Origin of the sequence: Duganella violaceipulchra (genome assembly GCF_019166075.1) — a bacterium.
Lineage (GTDB): Bacteria > Pseudomonadota > Gammaproteobacteria > Burkholderiales > Burkholderiaceae_D > Rugamonas > Rugamonas violaceipulchra.
In genome coordinates this window covers 68,734-84,960 of the sequence record NZ_JAHTGR010000010.1, presented here as the reverse complement: position 1 = coordinate 84,960, position 16,227 = coordinate 68,734, and the positions used below count along the sequence as shown (strand labels likewise).

The 16,227-nt window shown below is 62.9% G+C and carries 16 protein-coding genes; 7 read left to right on the top strand and 9 right to left on the bottom strand.

The window, feature by feature from the left end; translation table 11 throughout:
• Genes KVP70_RS19180 through KVP70_RS19170 form a run of 3 tightly spaced genes read right to left on the bottom strand, consistent with a single transcriptional unit; the run spans position 1 to position 2,515 of the window.
• Positions 1–303, bottom strand: coding sequence for a hypothetical protein (locus KVP70_RS19180; RefSeq protein ID WP_217943770.1), 303 nt, complete (start codon positions 301–303; stop codon positions 1–3).
• A gap of 23 nt (positions 304–326) precedes the next feature.
• A complete protein-coding gene (locus tag KVP70_RS19175; RefSeq protein WP_217943769.1) occupies positions 327–878 on the bottom strand; it encodes an RNA polymerase sigma factor in 552 nt (183 codons plus the stop codon).
• A gap of 56 nt (positions 879–934) precedes the next feature.
• Positions 935–2,515, bottom strand: a complete 1,581-nt coding sequence (locus KVP70_RS19170; RefSeq protein WP_217943768.1) for a pepsin/retropepsin-like aspartic protease family protein — start codon at positions 2,513–2,515, stop codon at positions 935–937.
• Positions 2,516–2,715: 200 nt separating this feature from the next.
• Here KVP70_RS19170 and KVP70_RS19165 point away from each other — a divergent pair, with 200 nt between their 5' ends.
• Positions 2,716–3,369 carry an FxDxF family PEP-CTERM protein gene (locus tag KVP70_RS19165; RefSeq protein WP_217943767.1) on the top strand — a complete coding sequence of 218 codons (654 nt, stop codon included), beginning with the start codon at positions 2,716–2,718 and terminating at the stop codon, positions 3,367–3,369.
• On the opposite strand, the gene KVP70_RS19160 is transcribed toward KVP70_RS19165, so the two are convergent.
• Positions 3,364–4,182, bottom strand: a complete 819-nt coding sequence (locus KVP70_RS19160) for a class I SAM-dependent methyltransferase (RefSeq protein ID WP_217943766.1) — start codon at positions 4,180–4,182, stop codon at positions 3,364–3,366. The two genes, KVP70_RS19165 and KVP70_RS19160, sit on opposite strands and share 6 nt — an antisense overlap.
• Positions 4,183–4,255: 73 nt before the next feature.
• Between KVP70_RS19160 and KVP70_RS19155 the strand changes: the two genes are divergently transcribed.
• Positions 4,256–4,648 carry a helix-turn-helix domain-containing protein gene (locus tag KVP70_RS19155; RefSeq protein WP_217943765.1) on the top strand — a complete coding sequence of 131 codons (393 nt, stop codon included), beginning with the start codon at positions 4,256–4,258 and terminating at the stop codon, positions 4,646–4,648.
• Positions 4,649–4,727: 79 nt separating this feature from the next.
• Positions 4,728–4,979, top strand: coding sequence for a DUF2442 domain-containing protein (locus KVP70_RS19150; RefSeq protein WP_217943764.1), 252 nt, complete (start codon positions 4,728–4,730; stop codon positions 4,977–4,979).
• A gap of 13 nt (positions 4,980–4,992) precedes the next feature.
• Here KVP70_RS19150 and KVP70_RS19145 read toward each other — a convergent pair whose 3' ends face one another.
• On the bottom strand, positions 4,993–5,964 hold the full coding sequence (locus KVP70_RS19145; protein WP_217943763.1) for a LysR family transcriptional regulator: 972 nt from the start codon (positions 5,962–5,964) through the stop codon (positions 4,993–4,995).
• 29 nt (positions 5,965–5,993) lie between these two features.
• Between KVP70_RS19145 and KVP70_RS19140 the strand changes: the two genes are divergently transcribed.
• On the top strand, positions 5,994–6,893 hold the full coding sequence (locus KVP70_RS19140; protein ID WP_217943762.1) for an NmrA family NAD(P)-binding protein: 900 nt from the start codon (positions 5,994–5,996) through the stop codon (positions 6,891–6,893).
• Positions 6,894–6,970: 77 nt separating this feature from the next.
• On the opposite strand, the gene KVP70_RS19135 is transcribed toward KVP70_RS19140, so the two are convergent.
• The 3 genes from KVP70_RS19135 to KVP70_RS19125 form a co-directional block, all read right to left on the bottom strand.
• Entirely contained in the window at positions 6,971–8,377 is a 1,407-nt protein-coding gene (locus KVP70_RS19135; protein WP_217943761.1) for a DEAD/DEAH box helicase, read from the bottom strand.
• A gap of 548 nt (positions 8,378–8,925) precedes the next feature.
• Positions 8,926–9,717 (bottom strand): enoyl-ACP reductase FabI, encoded by a 792-nt coding sequence (gene fabI / locus KVP70_RS19130; RefSeq protein WP_020706032.1) that lies wholly within the window; start codon positions 9,715–9,717, stop codon positions 8,926–8,928.
• A 231-nt stretch (positions 9,718–9,948) separates the two neighbouring features.
• On the bottom strand, positions 9,949–11,334 hold the full coding sequence (locus tag KVP70_RS19125) for a transglycosylase SLT domain-containing protein (RefSeq protein ID WP_217943760.1): 1,386 nt from the start codon (positions 11,332–11,334) through the stop codon (positions 9,949–9,951).
• Positions 11,335–11,560: 226 nt separating this feature from the next.
• On the opposite strand from KVP70_RS19125, the gene KVP70_RS19120 reads away from it, so the two are divergent.
• Both KVP70_RS19120 and KVP70_RS19115 read left to right on the top strand, forming a co-directional pair.
• The gene (locus KVP70_RS19120; RefSeq protein ID WP_217943759.1) at positions 11,561–12,118 is read left to right on the top strand and encodes a DUF1415 domain-containing protein; all 558 of its coding nucleotides are present in this window, start codon (positions 11,561–11,563) and stop codon (positions 12,116–12,118) included.
• The gene (locus KVP70_RS19115) at positions 12,118–12,306 is read left to right on the top strand and encodes a DUF1289 domain-containing protein (RefSeq protein ID WP_217943949.1); all 189 of its coding nucleotides are present in this window, start codon (positions 12,118–12,120) and stop codon (positions 12,304–12,306) included. The genes KVP70_RS19120 and KVP70_RS19115 overlap by 1 nt, the downstream gene beginning before the upstream one ends.
• A gap of 57 nt (positions 12,307–12,363) precedes the next feature.
• Here the strand turns inward: KVP70_RS19115 and KVP70_RS19110 are convergent, their stop codons facing one another.
• Positions 12,364–12,873 carry a DUF1993 domain-containing protein gene (locus tag KVP70_RS19110; protein WP_020706036.1) on the bottom strand — a complete coding sequence of 170 codons (510 nt, stop codon included), beginning with the start codon at positions 12,871–12,873 and terminating at the stop codon, positions 12,364–12,366.
• Positions 12,874–13,047: 174 nt separating this feature from the next.
• Here KVP70_RS19110 and KVP70_RS19105 point away from each other — a divergent pair, with 174 nt between their 5' ends.
• Positions 13,048–16,170: an EAL domain-containing protein gene (locus KVP70_RS19105; protein ID WP_217943758.1), complete on the top strand. Its 3,123-nt coding sequence runs from the start codon at positions 13,048–13,050 to the stop codon at positions 16,168–16,170.
• Positions 16,171–16,227: the final 57 nt, after the last annotated feature.

Below are 16,227 nucleotides of genomic sequence, written 5' to 3'. Positions count from 1 at the left end.
TTATTCTTTGTTGGGGCGGCAGTAGGCGCCCCGGTCTTTGTGGAATTGGGCGCGCTCTTCGGGCGTCATCGCCTGCCAGCGCTGCCAGCGTTCGCGGCCGTAGTGGCCGCCGCCGTGGCGACCGCGGAAGCCGCCGAACAGAATCCGGCATAGTACCAGCAAGCCGAGCGCGCGCCAGTAGTCGATTTGCATGCTGCCGGCGAACACGCCGGGCATGACCCAGTTCCATAACATCATCACCACCCAGGCCAGCGCGGCCACCCCCACGAGGATCAGCGGCAGGAACAGCAGTTTCCTTTTCATTTCAGTCACTCCTTTCTTTCATTTCATTCGTTGTCGTACAGGGTTTGCAAGCGCGTGCGCAGGTACAGGACGGCGTAGCGCTTGCGGGCCAACAGGGTGTTGATGGACAAGCCGCTTTGCGCGGCCATTTCTTTGAAGCTGGCGCCGTCCAGTTCGTGCGCGATGAACACCTCGCGCTGGTTGGCCGGCAATTCCTCCAGCGCCGTTTGCAGTTCGGCCAGCAGCGTCGACCGTGCGTAGGCGTCTTCCGGGCTGCCGTCGGGCGAGGGCAGCAGCAGGTCGAGGCGGCAGTCCTCGCCGTCGTCGCCGGCCATGTCGTCGAGCCGCACTTCCTTCTTCTTGCGGAAGCGGTCGATGATGCGGTTGCGCGCCACCCGGAACAGCCAGGCGCTGACTTGCTCGATCGGCTCCGGCAGCCGATAGGCCTGGACGAATTCGTAGAACACATCCTGCAGGATGTCGTCCGCATCGGTGGGATCGCTGACGCGGCGCCGGATAAAATTCCCGAGACGAGACCGCTCCCGCAGTACGGTGGCAGCGATGTCCTGTTCGGTGGTCGAATTCGGTGGTGTCATGGCTATGTAGACGGCTCACGACCGGGCATATTGTGGCAATTTGCAACTTTTTATGATTAATCGACCAGTTGATTCGGCGTCATGTAGACCGTGCCGCGCTGGTAGTCGAACAGCACGCTGAATTGTTGCAGGATGCCGTTGCTGATGTTGCCGGCCAGGTCGGCGCCCAGCGCGCCCTGCGGCTGGCGCGACAGCTCCAGCGCCGGGTTGGCGATGCGCACGCCGCCGATCTCGAACAGCGTGCCGCGCGTGGCCAGCGTGCGCGCGAGGCCGCCGACGCCGCGGCTGACGCGCAATGCGCCGCCGGCCTGGTATTTCTCGACCAGGCCGTTGCGGTCGACGAAGGCTTGGGCCAGGGTGAGGGTGTCGTCGCTGCCGGTGTCGATGGTGAAGCGGCCGGGCAGGCCGTCGAGCACGCCTTCGATCTGCGGCGTCTTGTCGCGGAAGGAGAAGGGAATGGCGCTGCCGGCGCCCTGGTAGACGAAGGTGGCCGGGTCGTAAAAGGTCAGCTGCCGGTGGGCGTAGTCGATCAGGGTGGGCGTGCTCCACAGCCATTCGTAGCCGATGGCGCCGTCGATCGGCAGCTCGTCCAGCGTGGGGCTGGTGAAGAAGGGCTGCTGCGCCAGCGTCAGGCCGCCCAGGGCGATTTGCCGCACCGTGGTCAGTGCGCCGCGCTCGGCATGCTCGCCCACGCCGGACAGGGTGCCGCGGCCTTCGGCCGGCAGTTGCAACAGTTTGTAGAGCTTGTCGCTCATGACGTTGCGGGCGCCGGTGTCGAGCACGAAGCGGAACGGGCCTTGTCCGTTCAGGCTGAGCATGATGCAGATGTGGCCGTGGCAGTGCTCGAACGGCACCGTCACCGCCGGCCTGGCGGCGGAAAAGCCCTGCATGGCGGCCGGCGGCGGCAGCGAGAAATCCATCTGCGCGGCGGGGCGGTTGAGTTCGATGGCGGCGATGCGCAGCACTTCCAGGTCCTTGCTGTCGTCGGCGTCGCGCTCGCGTTCTTCGTAGGGCAGGGTGACGCCGCCGACGCGGCGGAAGTCGCGGTAGTCGACGGTGCGCGACTTGCCGTCGACCAGCTCCTGGCGGCGCTCGACGCGATGCGTGGCCGGATTGATCCAGTAGTCGAAGGCGCTGCCGTCCGCCAGCATGACGTGGACCACGTCGTAGTCGACGCCGTTGTGGCGGCGCGGCGTCAGCAGCTGCAACCGCTGCTCCTTGCCGCGCGCGAACCAGTAAGCGTAGGACTGGCGGCCCAGGTGCTGGGCCGGATCGGCGGCGGCGCCTTCCAGCTTTTCCAGCCGGCCCAGGCGCTGGCGCCAGAAATTGCTGCCGTCGGAGCGCGACATCAGGCGGGCGATGGCGGAGGACGGGATGCGCTGCGCGTAGCGGCCGCTGGCGTAGTCGATGTCGCTGCTGCCGGCTTCGTCGTGGTCGGCGTAGCTGCGCACGAAGTCCATGTGCTGGGTGCGTACCTGCCGCCAGGCGTCGCCGCCGACGGCGTCGCGGGCCTGGGCGAGCAGGGAGGCGGCCGACTCCGACGCCGCGCAGCAGCAGGCCAGCAGGGGCAGGCCGAGACCTGCGGCGAGCCGGCGCAGCCAGGGACGTAGCAGGACGGCCGTTCCCGGTGCAGCCATGAGGTGTAGGCGATCAGTATTCCGCACGACGTTTTCCCTGGATGGGTTCAAATGACAGAGCTTAGCATTATGCCCGGCGGCCCAAGTCACGCTGCTGGAAATACAAATAGCTTTTCTTTATTGTTCTTATTATAATTAAAAATCTAACAATGGTTTCATTCCGGGCTGTCCAAGCCTTCACACAACTAAGCGGATAAACAATGAAAACAATGAAAAGTAGTCGCTACGCCAAATGCATGGTTGCCGGTCTCCTGGTTTGCGGATTGTTTGCGGGCAGTGCTATCGCCGCCTCGCTGCCGCCTAGCCAAGTGGCAAACATTGCTGTCAACAACGATAGCGCCGGCGATTTCCTGACACTGAACTGGAGTACTGGCGAGCAGAATATCGGATTGCTGCAGTTTGATTTGTCGGCTTATGCCGGCAAGACGGTTGGCAATGCGACATTAAATTTGTACCACCAGTATAACGGCACACCGGGCGCTGAATTCGACCTGTTCCAGAACACCTCCGGTTGGAGTTCCACGATCAGCGCCTGGAGCAGCGCGCCGAACTACAATTCGAGCTCCGCTGTGGCGCTGAACATTGCAGACAGCCAGGCCGGTATATGGCGTTCCGTCGATGTGACCTCAGCAATCAATGCATGGACCAGCGGTAGCCAGGCAAATTATGGATGGACATTTAAACGCGTCGATCAAAGCAGTCCGATCGCCTACTTTTCGGCGACCACCAATATTTATGGCGGATTTGCTCCGACACTTTCCATTACAGCCGTACCTGAGCCGGAGACCTACGCCATGCTGCTGGCCGGTTTGGGCCTGTTGGGCTGCGTGGCCCGTCGCCGCAAGACGTCATAAATTTGCCGGCCCGGTTGCCTTGATGTCCCAGCAGGCCGCCGTGAAGCGGACTTCGTCGCCGTGCACGTAGGGCTCGAAGCCGGAGCGCACCGCTTGCGCCACTTGCTGGCGGATGTGCTCGTCCGCCGTTTGCAGCGCGCGGCCTACCGGGCCGAGTTGGGTCAGGTATTGGTATAAACGGTTTTCCGGGAAGCTGCAGGCCACGTCCAGCGGCGCGATGTCGATGTCGCGCCAGCCGCTTTGTTCGAGGATGGCTTGCAGGCGCTGGCGGTTGGCCAGGCCGAACTGGCCGGGCTCGTCGGGACGGCGGACCGGCAGGCCGGGCAGCAAATCGGCCGCGCTGCGCTCGGCTGCGGTCATGAAGGGATTTTCCTCGGGGCTGCGCCAGACGACGGCGTGCAAGGTCGCGCGCTCGCGCGCCGCCTGCCGCAGGTTGCCAAAGGCGGCCACCGGATCGTCGAAGAACATCAGGCCGAAGCGGGAGACGATGGCGTCGAAGCTGGCGGCTTCGAAGACGTGCTGTTGCGCGTCGTCGAGTATGTAGCTGATGTTGGACGGCTGGCCCCGGGCTGCGGCGGCGGCCAGCATCGGCGCGGAGACGTCGATGCCGGTGCAGTGGCCGTCCGGGCCGAGCCGGCGCGCGATGGCGTGCGCGATGCTGCCGGTGCCGCAGCCGACGTCCAGTACCCGGCGCGCCTCTGCCGGGATGGTCTGGACGATCAAGTCTTCGATGGGCTGGTACATCCGGTCGAGCATGTCTTGCGCGGCGACCCAGGTGTTACCGGCTGCGCCGTTCCACAGTGATGCGTCCATGATCTGTCCTCTTGCTTGTCTTCAGAAAGTGAAAGTGCTACTGTGCCACTTCAAGTCAACTTGAGGTCAAGCGATGGCGAGTCTGGATATAGCCGAAGTGGCGCGGATATCGGGCATGCCGCCATCCACGCTGCGATTTTACGAGGAAAAGGGCTTGATCGCCCCGATCGGCAGGCGCGGTTTGCGCCGGCTGTACGATGCGGGCGTGGTCGAGCGCCTGGCATTGATCGCGCTGGGTCGCGCTTCCGGGTTTACTCTCGACGAGATCGCCGGCATGTTCGGCGCCGACGGCGACCTGCGCATCGACCGCCACCTGCTGAGCGCCAAGGCGGACGACCTGGACCGCGCCATCAAGAAACTCACCACCATGCGCGATGGGCTGCGGCACGCGGCCGTGTGCAAGGCAGCCAGCCACATGGAATGCCCCACCTTTCGGCGGATCTTGCGGATCGCGGCCAGAAAGTAAGCGAGCTTTTACTATACTGATTTTGAGTTCATACGTCGGAGCGGTGAGCTATGCCAATTTCACCATTGGAGTAGCAGGTATGGAATGGGATGTCGTCGATTTGAAACTACAGGATGAGCATACTCTCTGGGTGCGGTTTCAGGACGGCGTTGAGGGTGTCGTCAAATTTAACCCATCGGCGTTTCGAGGAGTTTTTGCTCATCTGCGTGACCAGTCGCTTTTTGGTCAAGTGGCCGTAGTAAATGGTGTGGTTACATGGCCTGGGGAGCTTGACTTGGCGCCGGCAATGCATGACGAAATCCAGCGAAAAGGCTGCTGGATTTTATCCTGACGGTATCTTGCATTTAAGCGACTGTGTTGAGCGCAGCGACAACATCGACCAGCTGTTGCCTTACCCAAGCATGGGCAGGGTCGCGATGAAAGCGCTCGTGCCAGATCATGGCTGGCGACAAGGGCGCGACCTGTAGAGGCAGATCCAACAGCGCCAGCGGCAGCCTTTGCGCCAGCAGGCGCGCCAAGCGGCCAGGCAGCGTCAGTATCATGTCGCTGTCCGCCACCAGCATCGCAGCAGCGAGAAAATGGGGAACCCGCAGCGCGACCTGGCGCGTGAGCCCCAGCGCCGAGAGGGCCACGTCGACCGCGCTTTCTCCCACGCCGGAAATGGTCACGGCAATGTGACGCAAGCCCATATATCGTTCCAGACTGAGGCCATCCGCCAGGCAGGGGTGACCGGACCGAGTCACGCACACCAGGCTGTCGGCGTACAGCCCGCGCCTATGGAAGCTGCCGGGCAGCGCCTTGAAAATCCCCAGCGCCAGATCCGCGCCCCCTTGCTCGATCAGCCGCACGTTGTCGCCAACAGGTTGCGCGATGTGGAGACTGAGCGCAGGCGCATGGCGCTCGAAGCGGGCCATCAAACCAGCCAGGACCATCAGGCTCAGGTGGTCGTGCGCGGCGATCGAGATGCGGCCCGTTGCCGAGGCGGGATCGAAGATGGCGGGCGAGATGATGCCACGGGCATCGTCCAGCAGCTTGGCCACCGGACCCGCCAGCGCTTCGCCGCGCGGCGTCAGTTCCAGGCCGAGCTTGCCGCGCACCACCAGGCGGTCGCCCAGCATCGTGCGCAGTCGCGCCAGCGCGCGACTGGCGGCCGGCTGGCTCAGGCCCAGCCGTAGGCCAGCCTGGGTGACGCTACGCTCCCGAACGAGGGCTTCGAACAGTTTTAACAGGTTGAGGTCGAGCGTCGATAAATCCACTTGGTGCATATTGGCTATGACTTCTATGTCATTGGTGAATGTCGTGCCATCATGCACCATTCGGATTCAACTGAACAGGAGATTTCCGTATGACTGCTTGCTTCCCCCATCCTTACGTAGTGTTCGGCGTAACCGGCCGCACCGGCGCCGCCGCCGCCGATGCGCTGTTGCGCTCCGGCCTGCCGGTGCGTGTCGTCGTGCGCGACCTCGCCCAAGGCCGACCGTGGGCCGAACGCGGCGCAGAAGTCGCCGTGGCCGACCTGACTGACCTGGCCTCGATGGTCGCGGCGCTCAGTCAGGCCCAGGGCGCTTATGTCGTTTGCCCGCAGCATTATCAACGTGAAGACCTGTTCGTGCGTGCGGACTTGATTGCCACCATCACGGCGCGCGCTGCGGTTGCGGCAGAGGTGCCCAGGCTGGTGGCGCTTTCCTCGGTGGGCGCCGACCGTGAAAACGGAACGGGATGGATAGGGATGAACCGCATGTTCGAGCAGCGTTTGGGCGCAACCGGCGTGCCCACCACGTTCCTGCGCGCGGCGTATTTCATGGAGAACTGGATGCCGATGGTCGGGCATGCGATACATAGCGGCGTACTGCCGACGTTTCTGACGCCAGCGGAGCGGACTATTCCCATGGTGGCGACCGTCGATGTCGGCAGCGCCGCAGCTGCTTTGCTGCAGGAGGCAAGGAAGGGGAGCGGCGTCGTCACGCTCTCGGGACCCAGGGACTACGCCCCGAATGACGTCGCCGCTCTTATGTCAGCCGCGCTCGGGACGCTTGTCGAGGTGGCGGAGCTGCCGGAAGCGGCGTGGCCCAACGCGCTGGCGGATGCCGGGTTCTCGCCAGCCGCCCTGGCTGGGTTCACCGAAATGAGCCGTGGCCTCATTGGCTCGCATATCGACATCAAGAGCGACCATGCTGCGATCGAATGGGCGGGAACGACGATGCTTGAACATGTCATTATCGAACTGGTGCGGCGCCAACGTTAAGCCCCATGCAAAAAAGCCCCCGTTGGCACTGATCGCGATCAGGCCAACGGGGGCTTTTTAATTCAGCGGACTACCGATTAACGGTCGCCGTAGCTGCGGCGTGCACCGTCGGTGCTGCGTGGGTTGCTGCCCTTGTAGCCGCCGCCGGTGGTGCTGCCTTCTTTGCGCGGTGCGCCTGGCTTGCTGAACGTGCGCTGGCCGGATGGCTTGGCGCCGCCACGGTTGTCGCCTGGTTTCCAGCCGCCTGGACGTGGGGACGAACGCGATGCCGACGCGGTCTTCTTAGGCTCGTAGCCTTCGATGACGTTGACCGGAATCAGCTGCTTGGTGAAGCGTTCGATGCGCTTGACGTTCATGCCTTCAGCGTGGTTCACCAGCGAGATCGCCAGGCCATTGCGGCCGGCACGGCCGGTACGGCCGATGCGGTGCACGTAGTCTTCCGGGAACTTCGGCAGGTCGTAGTTGAACACGTGGGTGATGGTCGGCACGTCGATACCGCGGGCGGCAACGTCGGTGGCGATCAGGATCTTCACTTGGCCGCGGCGCAGGCTGTCCAGCGTGCGGTTACGGGCGCCCTGGTGCATGTCGCCATGCAGTGCGGCGGCCGAGAAACCGGCGATGTTCAGACGGTCGGCGATGGTGTCGGCGTCACGCTTGGTGGCGGTGAAGACCACGGCCTGGTCCAGCGAGTCGTCGCGCAGCAGGTGGTCCAGCAGGCGATTCTTGTGCGACAGGTCGTCGACGAAGTGAACGCGCTGGGTGATGTTCTCGTGCTTGTTGGCGGCGCTCATGATCTGGATCACTTGCGGATCTTTGGTGATGCGGCGCGCCATGTTGCCGACGACGCCGTCGAGCGTGGCCGAGAACAGCATGGTCTGGCGGGTCGATGGGGTAGCGTCGACGATTTTTTCGATGTCGTCGATGAAGCCCATGTCCAGCATGCGGTCGGCTTCGTCCAGCACCAGGATTTCCAGTTGCGAGAAGTCGATCTTGCCCGATTCCATGTGGTCGATCAGACGGCCTGGGGTTGCCACCAGAATCTCAGGATTCTTGGCCAGCAGTTGCATCTGTTTTGGGTAAGGCATACCGCCCAGGATCGACACTGCCTTCAGACGACGCAGGTTGACGCTGTACTTGTCGGTATTGGAGGTTACTTGCAGAGCCAGTTCGCGGGTTGGGGTCAACACCAGCATTTTTGGCTGTGCAGCTTTAAAACGTGGGCGCTCGCCACGGGCACGGGCGGCTTGCATTTCTTGATTCGGAGTCTTGCCGGCAGCTGCCGGGTCGATCTCGGACAAACGGTGCAGCGACGGCAGCATGAACGCTGCAGTCTTGCCGGAACCGGTTTGCGAGGAAACCAACAAGTCCTTGCCTGCGATAGCGGCAGGGATGGCCTGCTGCTGTACCGGGGTCGGCGCGGTGTAGCCGGCGTCGGTCAGGGCTTTAATGAGGGACGTGTTGAGACCAAGTGCTTCAAATGTCATGCTGTTCTTTCGTAAAAAACCGGCGTTCGTGCAAAAGCCGAACGCGAAATAGCTACGCCTACCAAAACGAAATGACTCAATCAAAATCGAAAGAAATTTCGGCACAAAAGCTTTGCGCCGGGACGGTGTCAGGTGCGACACCAAAGGCGGGAGGGCTTTAATAGCGACATCAGGGGGATGCGCTAAGGCTTGCGAAGCTGCTAGTAATACCTGGCTGATCAATCGGCGCTGCGTTTGTTGCAGCGCGCTCATTGCAGCGCACAGGCGACACTATACAGCAGTTAGGCAGGTCTGTATAGGTCCATCCCCCTCTATTGTGCAGTGCCGCAGTTACTTGGGTATCAACTTTGTGTATTTTGCTGTGTTGCGTGATGCAATTTCAACGGGCTGGGAGGTTGATGGATGGTGGGGGTCAAGTCTGACATTCGGACACGAGCTCTGCCGTAGCGGCCGCTACGGCAGAGCTCGTGTCCGAATGTCAGACTTGACCCCCGCATGAAAAACGCCCTGCATGCAGGGCGTTTTGCTTGGGCGAGGCGGCGGCCTGCTTAGGTGTAGTCTTCCGCGTTCAGACCCATGACGTGCGAGAAGCCGCCGTCGACGTAGGTGATCTCGCCGGTGATGCCGGAGGCCAGGTCGGACAGCATGAAGGCGGCGGTGTTGCCCACTTCTTCAATCGTCACGTTGCGGCGCAGCGGCGCGTGCGACGAGGCAAAGCCCAGCAGCTTGCCGAAGTCCTTGATGCCGGACGCGGCCAGGGTCTTGATCGGACCGGCCGAGATGCCGTTGGCGCGGATGCCCAGCTTGCCCAGGTTTTCCGCCAGGTAGCGTACCGACGCTTCCAGCGATGCCTTGGCCAGGCCCATGGTGTTGTAGTAAGGGATGGCGCGCACCGCACCCAGGTACGACAGGGTCAGCAGCGACGAGCCATCTTTGAGCAGCGGCAGCGCGGCCTTGGCCATCGCCGGGAAGCTGTAGGCCGAGATGTCGTGGGCGATGCGGAAGTTCTCGCGGGTCAGGCCGTCCAGGAACTCGCCGGCGATCGCTTCGCGCGGCGCGAAGCCGATCGCGTGCACCAGGCCGTCCAGCTGCGACCAGCTCTGGCCCAGGTCGGCGAACAGCGCGGCGATCTGCTCGTCGCTGCCGACGTCGCAGTCATAGACCAGCTTGCTGTCGAATTCGGCGGCGAATTCGGTGATGCGGTCCTTGAAGCGTTCGCCGACGTAGGTGAATGCCAGTTCGGCGCCTTCGCGATGGCAGGCCTTGGCGATACCGTACGCGATGGAACGGTTCGACAGCAAACCAGTGATGAGGATTTTTTTGCCTTGCAAGAACGCCATAGTGACTCCGATTGCAACTGCGCGCCGTGGCTTGCCCTGGTGGGCTGGCTGGCGACGTCAGTGGGGTTGTGTGTGTGTGAGAGGCGCGTTGCCGGCCGCTGCAAGACCAAGATTGTAGGGCGAGTGGGCCGCGACTGCAACCTTTGATCGCCTGAAACCCGCACTGCGGCGTAGGGGGCTGACCCCGGACGGGGTCAGACCCCAGGCTGGCGGGGTGGCTGCCGGGCTCAATTAGTCGTGGTTTTTGCGGTGTTTGCCCTTGACGGCGTCGCGCGAGACGCGCGCCTTGACCAGCGCCACCGGGCTGGACTTGGCGGCCTTGCCGCCCTTGGCCAGTTTGTAGCCGGCCTTGCTGGTGGTGCGCTCGCGCTCGGCCTCGAAGGCGACGGTGGCGTTGCGTTCCACTTCAGGCGAGATGTCGATGCTGGCCGAGGTCGAAATCTTCGGCACCAGGATGGTGGAGCCGGCTTTCAACATGGTCTTCTGCGGGATGTTGTTGGCTTGGCGTATCACTTCCGGCGTGGTGTGGAAGCGCGAGGCCAGCGTGCCGATGCTTTCGCGGGCGGTGGTGATCTTGTGCGTGGTCCAGGTCGACAGGTCCTTGCCCCATTGCGCCAGGTTCAGGTGGAACTTGGCGGCGTTTTCCTTGGGCAGCAGGATCTTGGTCTGCTCGTCGCCGGTGATGACCGGGCGCTTGAACTGCGGGTTCAGCGCCTTGAACTCGTCGACCGACAGTTCGGCCAGGTGGGCGGCGATGGTCAGGTCGATGTCGCTGGTCTTGTCGACGGCGGTGAAGTAGGGCGTGTTGTCGATGGCCGGCAGGTTCAGGCCGTACTGGGCCGGATTGGCGATGATGTTCTTCACCGCCTGCAGCTTGGGCACGTAGTTGCGGGTTTCGGCCGGCATCAGCTCGGCCAGGCTTTCGAAGTCGGTCGGCTTGCCGGCGGCCTGGTTGCGCTTGATGGCCTTCTGCACCGAGCCTTCGCCCCAGTTGTAGGCGGCCAGCGCCAGTTGCCAGTCGCCGAACATGTCGTACAGGCGCTGCAGGTAGCTCAGCGCGGCGTCGGTCGAGGCCAGCACGCCGCGGCGCTCGTCCTTGAAGGCGTCCTGCTTGAGGTTGTAGTCGCGGCCGGTGCCCGGCACGAACTGCCACATGCCGGCGGCGTTGGCGCTCGACAGCGCTTGCGGGTTGAACGCGGATTCGATGAAGGGCAGCAGCGCCAGTTCGGTCGGCATGCCGCGCTTTTCCAGCTCGGTGACGACGTGGAACAGGTAGCGCGAGGCGCGCGCGGTGGTGCGGCTGATGTACTCGGGACGGGCGGCGTACCAGTTGACGTGCTTGGCCACCAGCTCGTTGCTGATGTCCGGAATGGCGTAGCCGCTGCGAATGCGGCCCCACACGTCTTTTTCGCGGAAAGCATCATCCTCGGCTGTTTTGGCCGGTTTGTTGACTTTCAGGGAGGAGACATCGAGGGCGGGGGATTTAGGCAGGGCGGACAGCGGCAGGGACGCCGCCGGCGGCAGGCCCGGTGCTTCATCGTAGGCCTGGCTGATCGCTGGCGCCATCAGGGCCAGCAGGGTCGCCAAGGCGGCGGATTTAGAAATACGTGCTTGCATAGTTTTCCATTGTTATCGACGAGCAACATCGAGCGGACTATGAATAAACGTGGAGTGTACGAAGGTCGGGTTAGCGAGTCAAGAAATATGTCAGGTGGATGACTAATTCTTTTACGCAATAATTCTATGTAAATAAGGCGGAGATCGCTGCAAAATGGCTGAAGTATGAGTTCGCGCAAAGAGTGCGTACAATTCTGCTTTTGAGCAGTCACCAAGGAATTGAACTATGAGTAAGCCCGTCATCGATCACGACGCCGTCATCGCCGAGACCGTCAACTGGGTGGAGAAGGCCGTCATCGGCCTGAACCTGTGTCCGTTTGCCAAGGCCGTGCATGTGAAGAAGCAGATCCGCTACGTGGTCTGCGAGGCCGCCACGCCCGAGGAATTGCTGGAAAAGCTGATCGAAGAGCTGGAATACCTGGCCGAGACCTCGCCGGAAAAGGTCGACACGACGATGATCATCCATCCGAACGTGCTGGCCGACTTCGAGGACTACAACGAGTTCCTCGACGTGGCCGACGCCGCGCTGGAAGACCTGGAGCTGGACGGCATTTTGCAGGTGGCCAGCTTCCATCCGGACTACCAGTTCGCCGACACCCACAAGAACGATATCGAAAACTACACCAACCGCGCGCCTTACCCGACGCTGCACCTGCTGCGCGAGGAGAGCGTGGAGCGTGCGGTGGAAGCTTTCCCGGAAGCGGGCGACATCTTTGAAAAGAACATCGAGACGCTGCGCGCCCTGGGCCATGACGGCTGGGACAAGCTGATGCAGGTGAAATGATGGCCGATGCGCCGGTGCGGCCGGATACGCCCTGCGTGGCGGTGTGCTCCACCACCTTCGACGAGATCTGCCGCGGTTGCGGCAGGTCGGTGGTCGAGGTGGCGCACTGGGTGTCGATGAACGACGAGCAGAAGGAGCTGGTGTGGCAGCGCATCCTGGCGCAGGGCTACCCGCGCCGGAATACCTGAACCCCGCAAGCTTGGGGTCAGACCCCGAACGGGGTCTGACCCCGGTGTGGCTGGGGGTTAATACGTGCCGATGAAGTTCTTCTTGCCGATGTCCAGGCCGTTGTGGCGCAGGATGTCGTAAGCGGTGGTGGCGTGGAAGAAGAAGTGCGGCAGCGCGTAGTGGAACAGATAGCTCTGGCCGGTGAAGTGCTTGGTCTTCTCGCCGCTGCCGGTGGTGATCTCGCGGGTTTCGCTGCCTTCGATGGCGCTGGCCGGCACGCTGTCGATGTAGGCCAGGGTCTTGACGATGCGCTCTTTCAGCTCGGCGAAGCTGGTTTCGGTGTCTTCGTACGACGGCACTTCCAGGCCGCCCAGGCGGGCTGCGGCGCCTTTCGAGAAGTCGCAGGCGATCTGGATCTGGCGGGTGAAGGGCAGCATGTCCGGGAACAGGCGGAACTGCAGCAGCGCGTTAGGCTCGATCTTTTTCTCGGCGGCGTGGGTTTCAGCCTTGTCGAGGATGACCAGCAGGCTGTTCAGAATTTGCTTGAACACGGGAATGGAGGCGGAATACATGGAGAAAGTGGTCATGGCAAGGCCCTCTGTTGAATTGAGCCGCGATGATAGCCTGCCTGTGGGTTTTTTGCTTGCACGATGACTTTTCGATGTATTTCCGTGCATAATTCCAGTTAGTAATCTTCAAGTTTGCGCGACTAACCAATTTTAAACAGATGATGCAAACTTATCACTACCACGTACCGGTGCATGATTAGCGCCTTCTACCAGCGGATGCGTACCCGGCTCAGCGCCCTGTACGGCCTATCGATCTATGGTGCGCTGTTATTGGTGGTGTTTGGCGGCCTGGTGATCCCGGCCATCATCGGCAGCTACCTGTTGATCGGCGTGCACGAGCAGCAGTCGGCGCGCGCCACGCTGAAGGAGTCGCTGCAGCGCAATGCCGACATCCTGGCGCTGGGCATGCAGGAATCCCTGTGGAATATGAATGCCGAGTCGGCCCATTCGCTGGTCGAATCGGTGATGCGCGACCAGTCGGTGCTGCAGGTGGAGGTGGTCGGCCAGGCCGACACCCAGTTCATGAGCGTGCATTCGCCGCGCCAGGCGGCTGGCAATGTGTTCCGCGCCGAGCGCGAGATCCTGGTGCGCGGCGAGCGCATCGGCCGCATCACGGTCGAGATGGACGACGCGCGCAGCCAGCAGGAGCTGCGCGAGAAGCAGCTGTCCTATGTGTTCGTGCTGGCCGGGCAGCTGATGGTGTCGCTGCTGCTGATCGTATTGTTCCTCAATTCCCGCCTGATCAAACCATTGCGCAAGCTGATGCGCTTCTCCGACCGCCTGTCGCACGGCGATTTCGAGACCCGGCTGGACCTGGTCGGCAACGACGAGTTGGGCCGCCTGGCCAGCCAGCTGGAGCAGATGCGGGTGGCGATCAAGCGCCTGTTCGAAGACATCGGCCAGCGCGAAGAGCGCTTCCGCACCATCGTCACGCAGGTGCCGGGCGCGGTGTTCCGCTTCCGTCCCGACGGCCCGATCGATTTCGTCTCCGACGCCATCGAGGAGATCTCCGGCTACTCGGCCGCGCAGTTCATGCGCAGCACCACCCATTCGTGGACCAACCTGATCGCGCCGGAAGACCGCAAGAAGCAGCGCCGCGCGGTGTCGGACGCGATCCGCGGCGCCCAGCCCTACGAGGTCGAATACCGCATCCTGGACGCCGCCGGCACCGAGCGTTGGGTGGCCGAGAACGGCCAGCCGCAGCCGCACGACGGCGCCGGCAACGCGCCGTGGGTGGACGGCATCATCTCCGACATCAGCCAGCGCAAGCACAACGAGATGCGCATCGAGGCGCTGCTGGCCGAGCAGAGCGCGATCCTGGACAACGTGATGTTCGGCGTGATGTTCGTGCGTAACCGCCAGATCGTCTCGGTCAACCGCCGCTGCGAGGAACTGTTCGGCTACGAGCCGGGCGCCATGACCGGCGCCTCGACCGCCATCGTGTTCCCCAACTCCTTCGATTTCGAATCGGCCGGCGCGCGCCAGTATCCGTCGCTGTCGGAAGGCGACTACTTCAACGAAGAGCGCCACTACCGCCGCAAGGACGGCAGCCTGTTCTGGTGCATGGTCAGCGGCTACGCGCTGGACAACAAGCGCGCCAACGAAGGCAGCATCTGGGTGTACGCCGACATCACCGCGCGCAAGGAGGCGGAAGAAAAGCTGCGTCTGTCCGCCACCGTGATCGAACACATCGCCGACGGCGTGGTGGTGCTCGACGCCCACGGCATCATCGTCGCCGTCAATCCGGCCTTCACGCAGATCACCGGCTACACCGAGCAGGAGGCGCTGGGCCACGACCACACGCTGACGCGCTCCGGCCGCCATGACCCCGACTTCTACGCCGACATGTGGACCGAGCAGGTGGAAACCGGTTTCTGGCGCGGCGAGATCTGGAACCGCCGCAAGAACGGCGAGCTGTATCTGGAATGGCTGACGGTGAGCGCGGTGCGCGACACCCGCGGCCAGACCACGCATTACGTCGGCGTGTTCAGCGACATCACCAAGGCCAAGGAATCGCAGGAAAAGCTGGACCACCTGGCGCACCACGATCCGCTGACCGCGCTGCCGAACCGCCTGCTGTTCCACGACCGCCTGCAGCACGCCTTGCTGCGCGCCGCGCGCGACGGCGAGCAGCTGGCGCTGTTGTTCATCGACCTGGATCGCTTCAAGAACGTCAACGACACGCTGGGCCACCACATCGGCGACGAGCTGCTCAAGCAGGTCGCCAAGGCCCTGCTCGAGCGCCTGCGCGAGGGCGACACGCTGGCGCGCCTGGGCGGCGACGAATTCATCGTACTGCTGGAGAATATCGAGAACCAGTTCGGCGCTAGCCAGGTCGCCGAGAAGCTGGTGCAGATGTTCGAGCAGCCGTTCATGGTGGCCGGCCACGAGCTGTTCGTCACCTGCAGCGTCGGCATCAGCGTGTTCCCGGAAGACGCGATCGACCTGAATATGCTGATACGGAATGCCGACGTGGCGATGTACCAGGCCAAGGCGCGCGGCCGCAACGGCTACAGCTTCTACACGCCGTCGATGACGGGCGAGGGCGTCGAGCGCCTGCGGCTGGAGACCTTCCTGCGCCGCTCGATCGAGAAGGACGAGATCTTCCTCAACTATCAGCCGCAGGTGGAAATCGATACCGGCCGCCTGATCGGCGTGGAGGCGCTGGTGCGCTGGAACCACCCCGAACTGGGCCTGATCCCGCCGATCCGCTTCATCCCGCTGGCCGAGGATACGGGCTTCATCAACCAGCTGGGCAAGTGGGTGCTGGAAGAAGCCTGCCGCCAGATGGTGCGCTGGCAGCAGGCCGGCCTGCACGTGCCGAAGATGGCGGTCAACCTGTCGGCCAAGCAGTTCGAGCGCGGCAGCATCGTCAACATGGTGGCCGACATCCTGCGCGAGACGGGGCTGGAGCCGGACCGCCTGCAACTGGAGGTGACGGAGTCGGTGATCATGAACACCGGCGACGCCATGGTCTTCATCAACGATTTGCACTCGATCGGCGTGGGCCTGGCGATCGACGATTTCGGCACCGGCTACTCGTCGCTGGCCTACCTGAAGCAGCTGCCGGTGCAGACCTTGAAGATCGACCGTTCCTTCATCAAGGACATCTCGACCGACGTCAACGACGAGGCGATCGCCATCGCCATCATCCAGCTGGGCAAGAGCATGAACCTGTCCGTGATCGCGGAGGGCGTGGAGACCGAAGAGCAGGCGGCCTTCCTGCTGCGCCACGGTTGCCGTCTGGCGCAGGGTTACTTCTACAGCAAGCCGGTGGCAGCGCAAGACTTGCTGACCCGCTGGCATCAACCATAAACGATCGGAGACCCCAGTGCAGCCATCTAAGAGTTCGCGCAGGCGCTTTATTTTCGG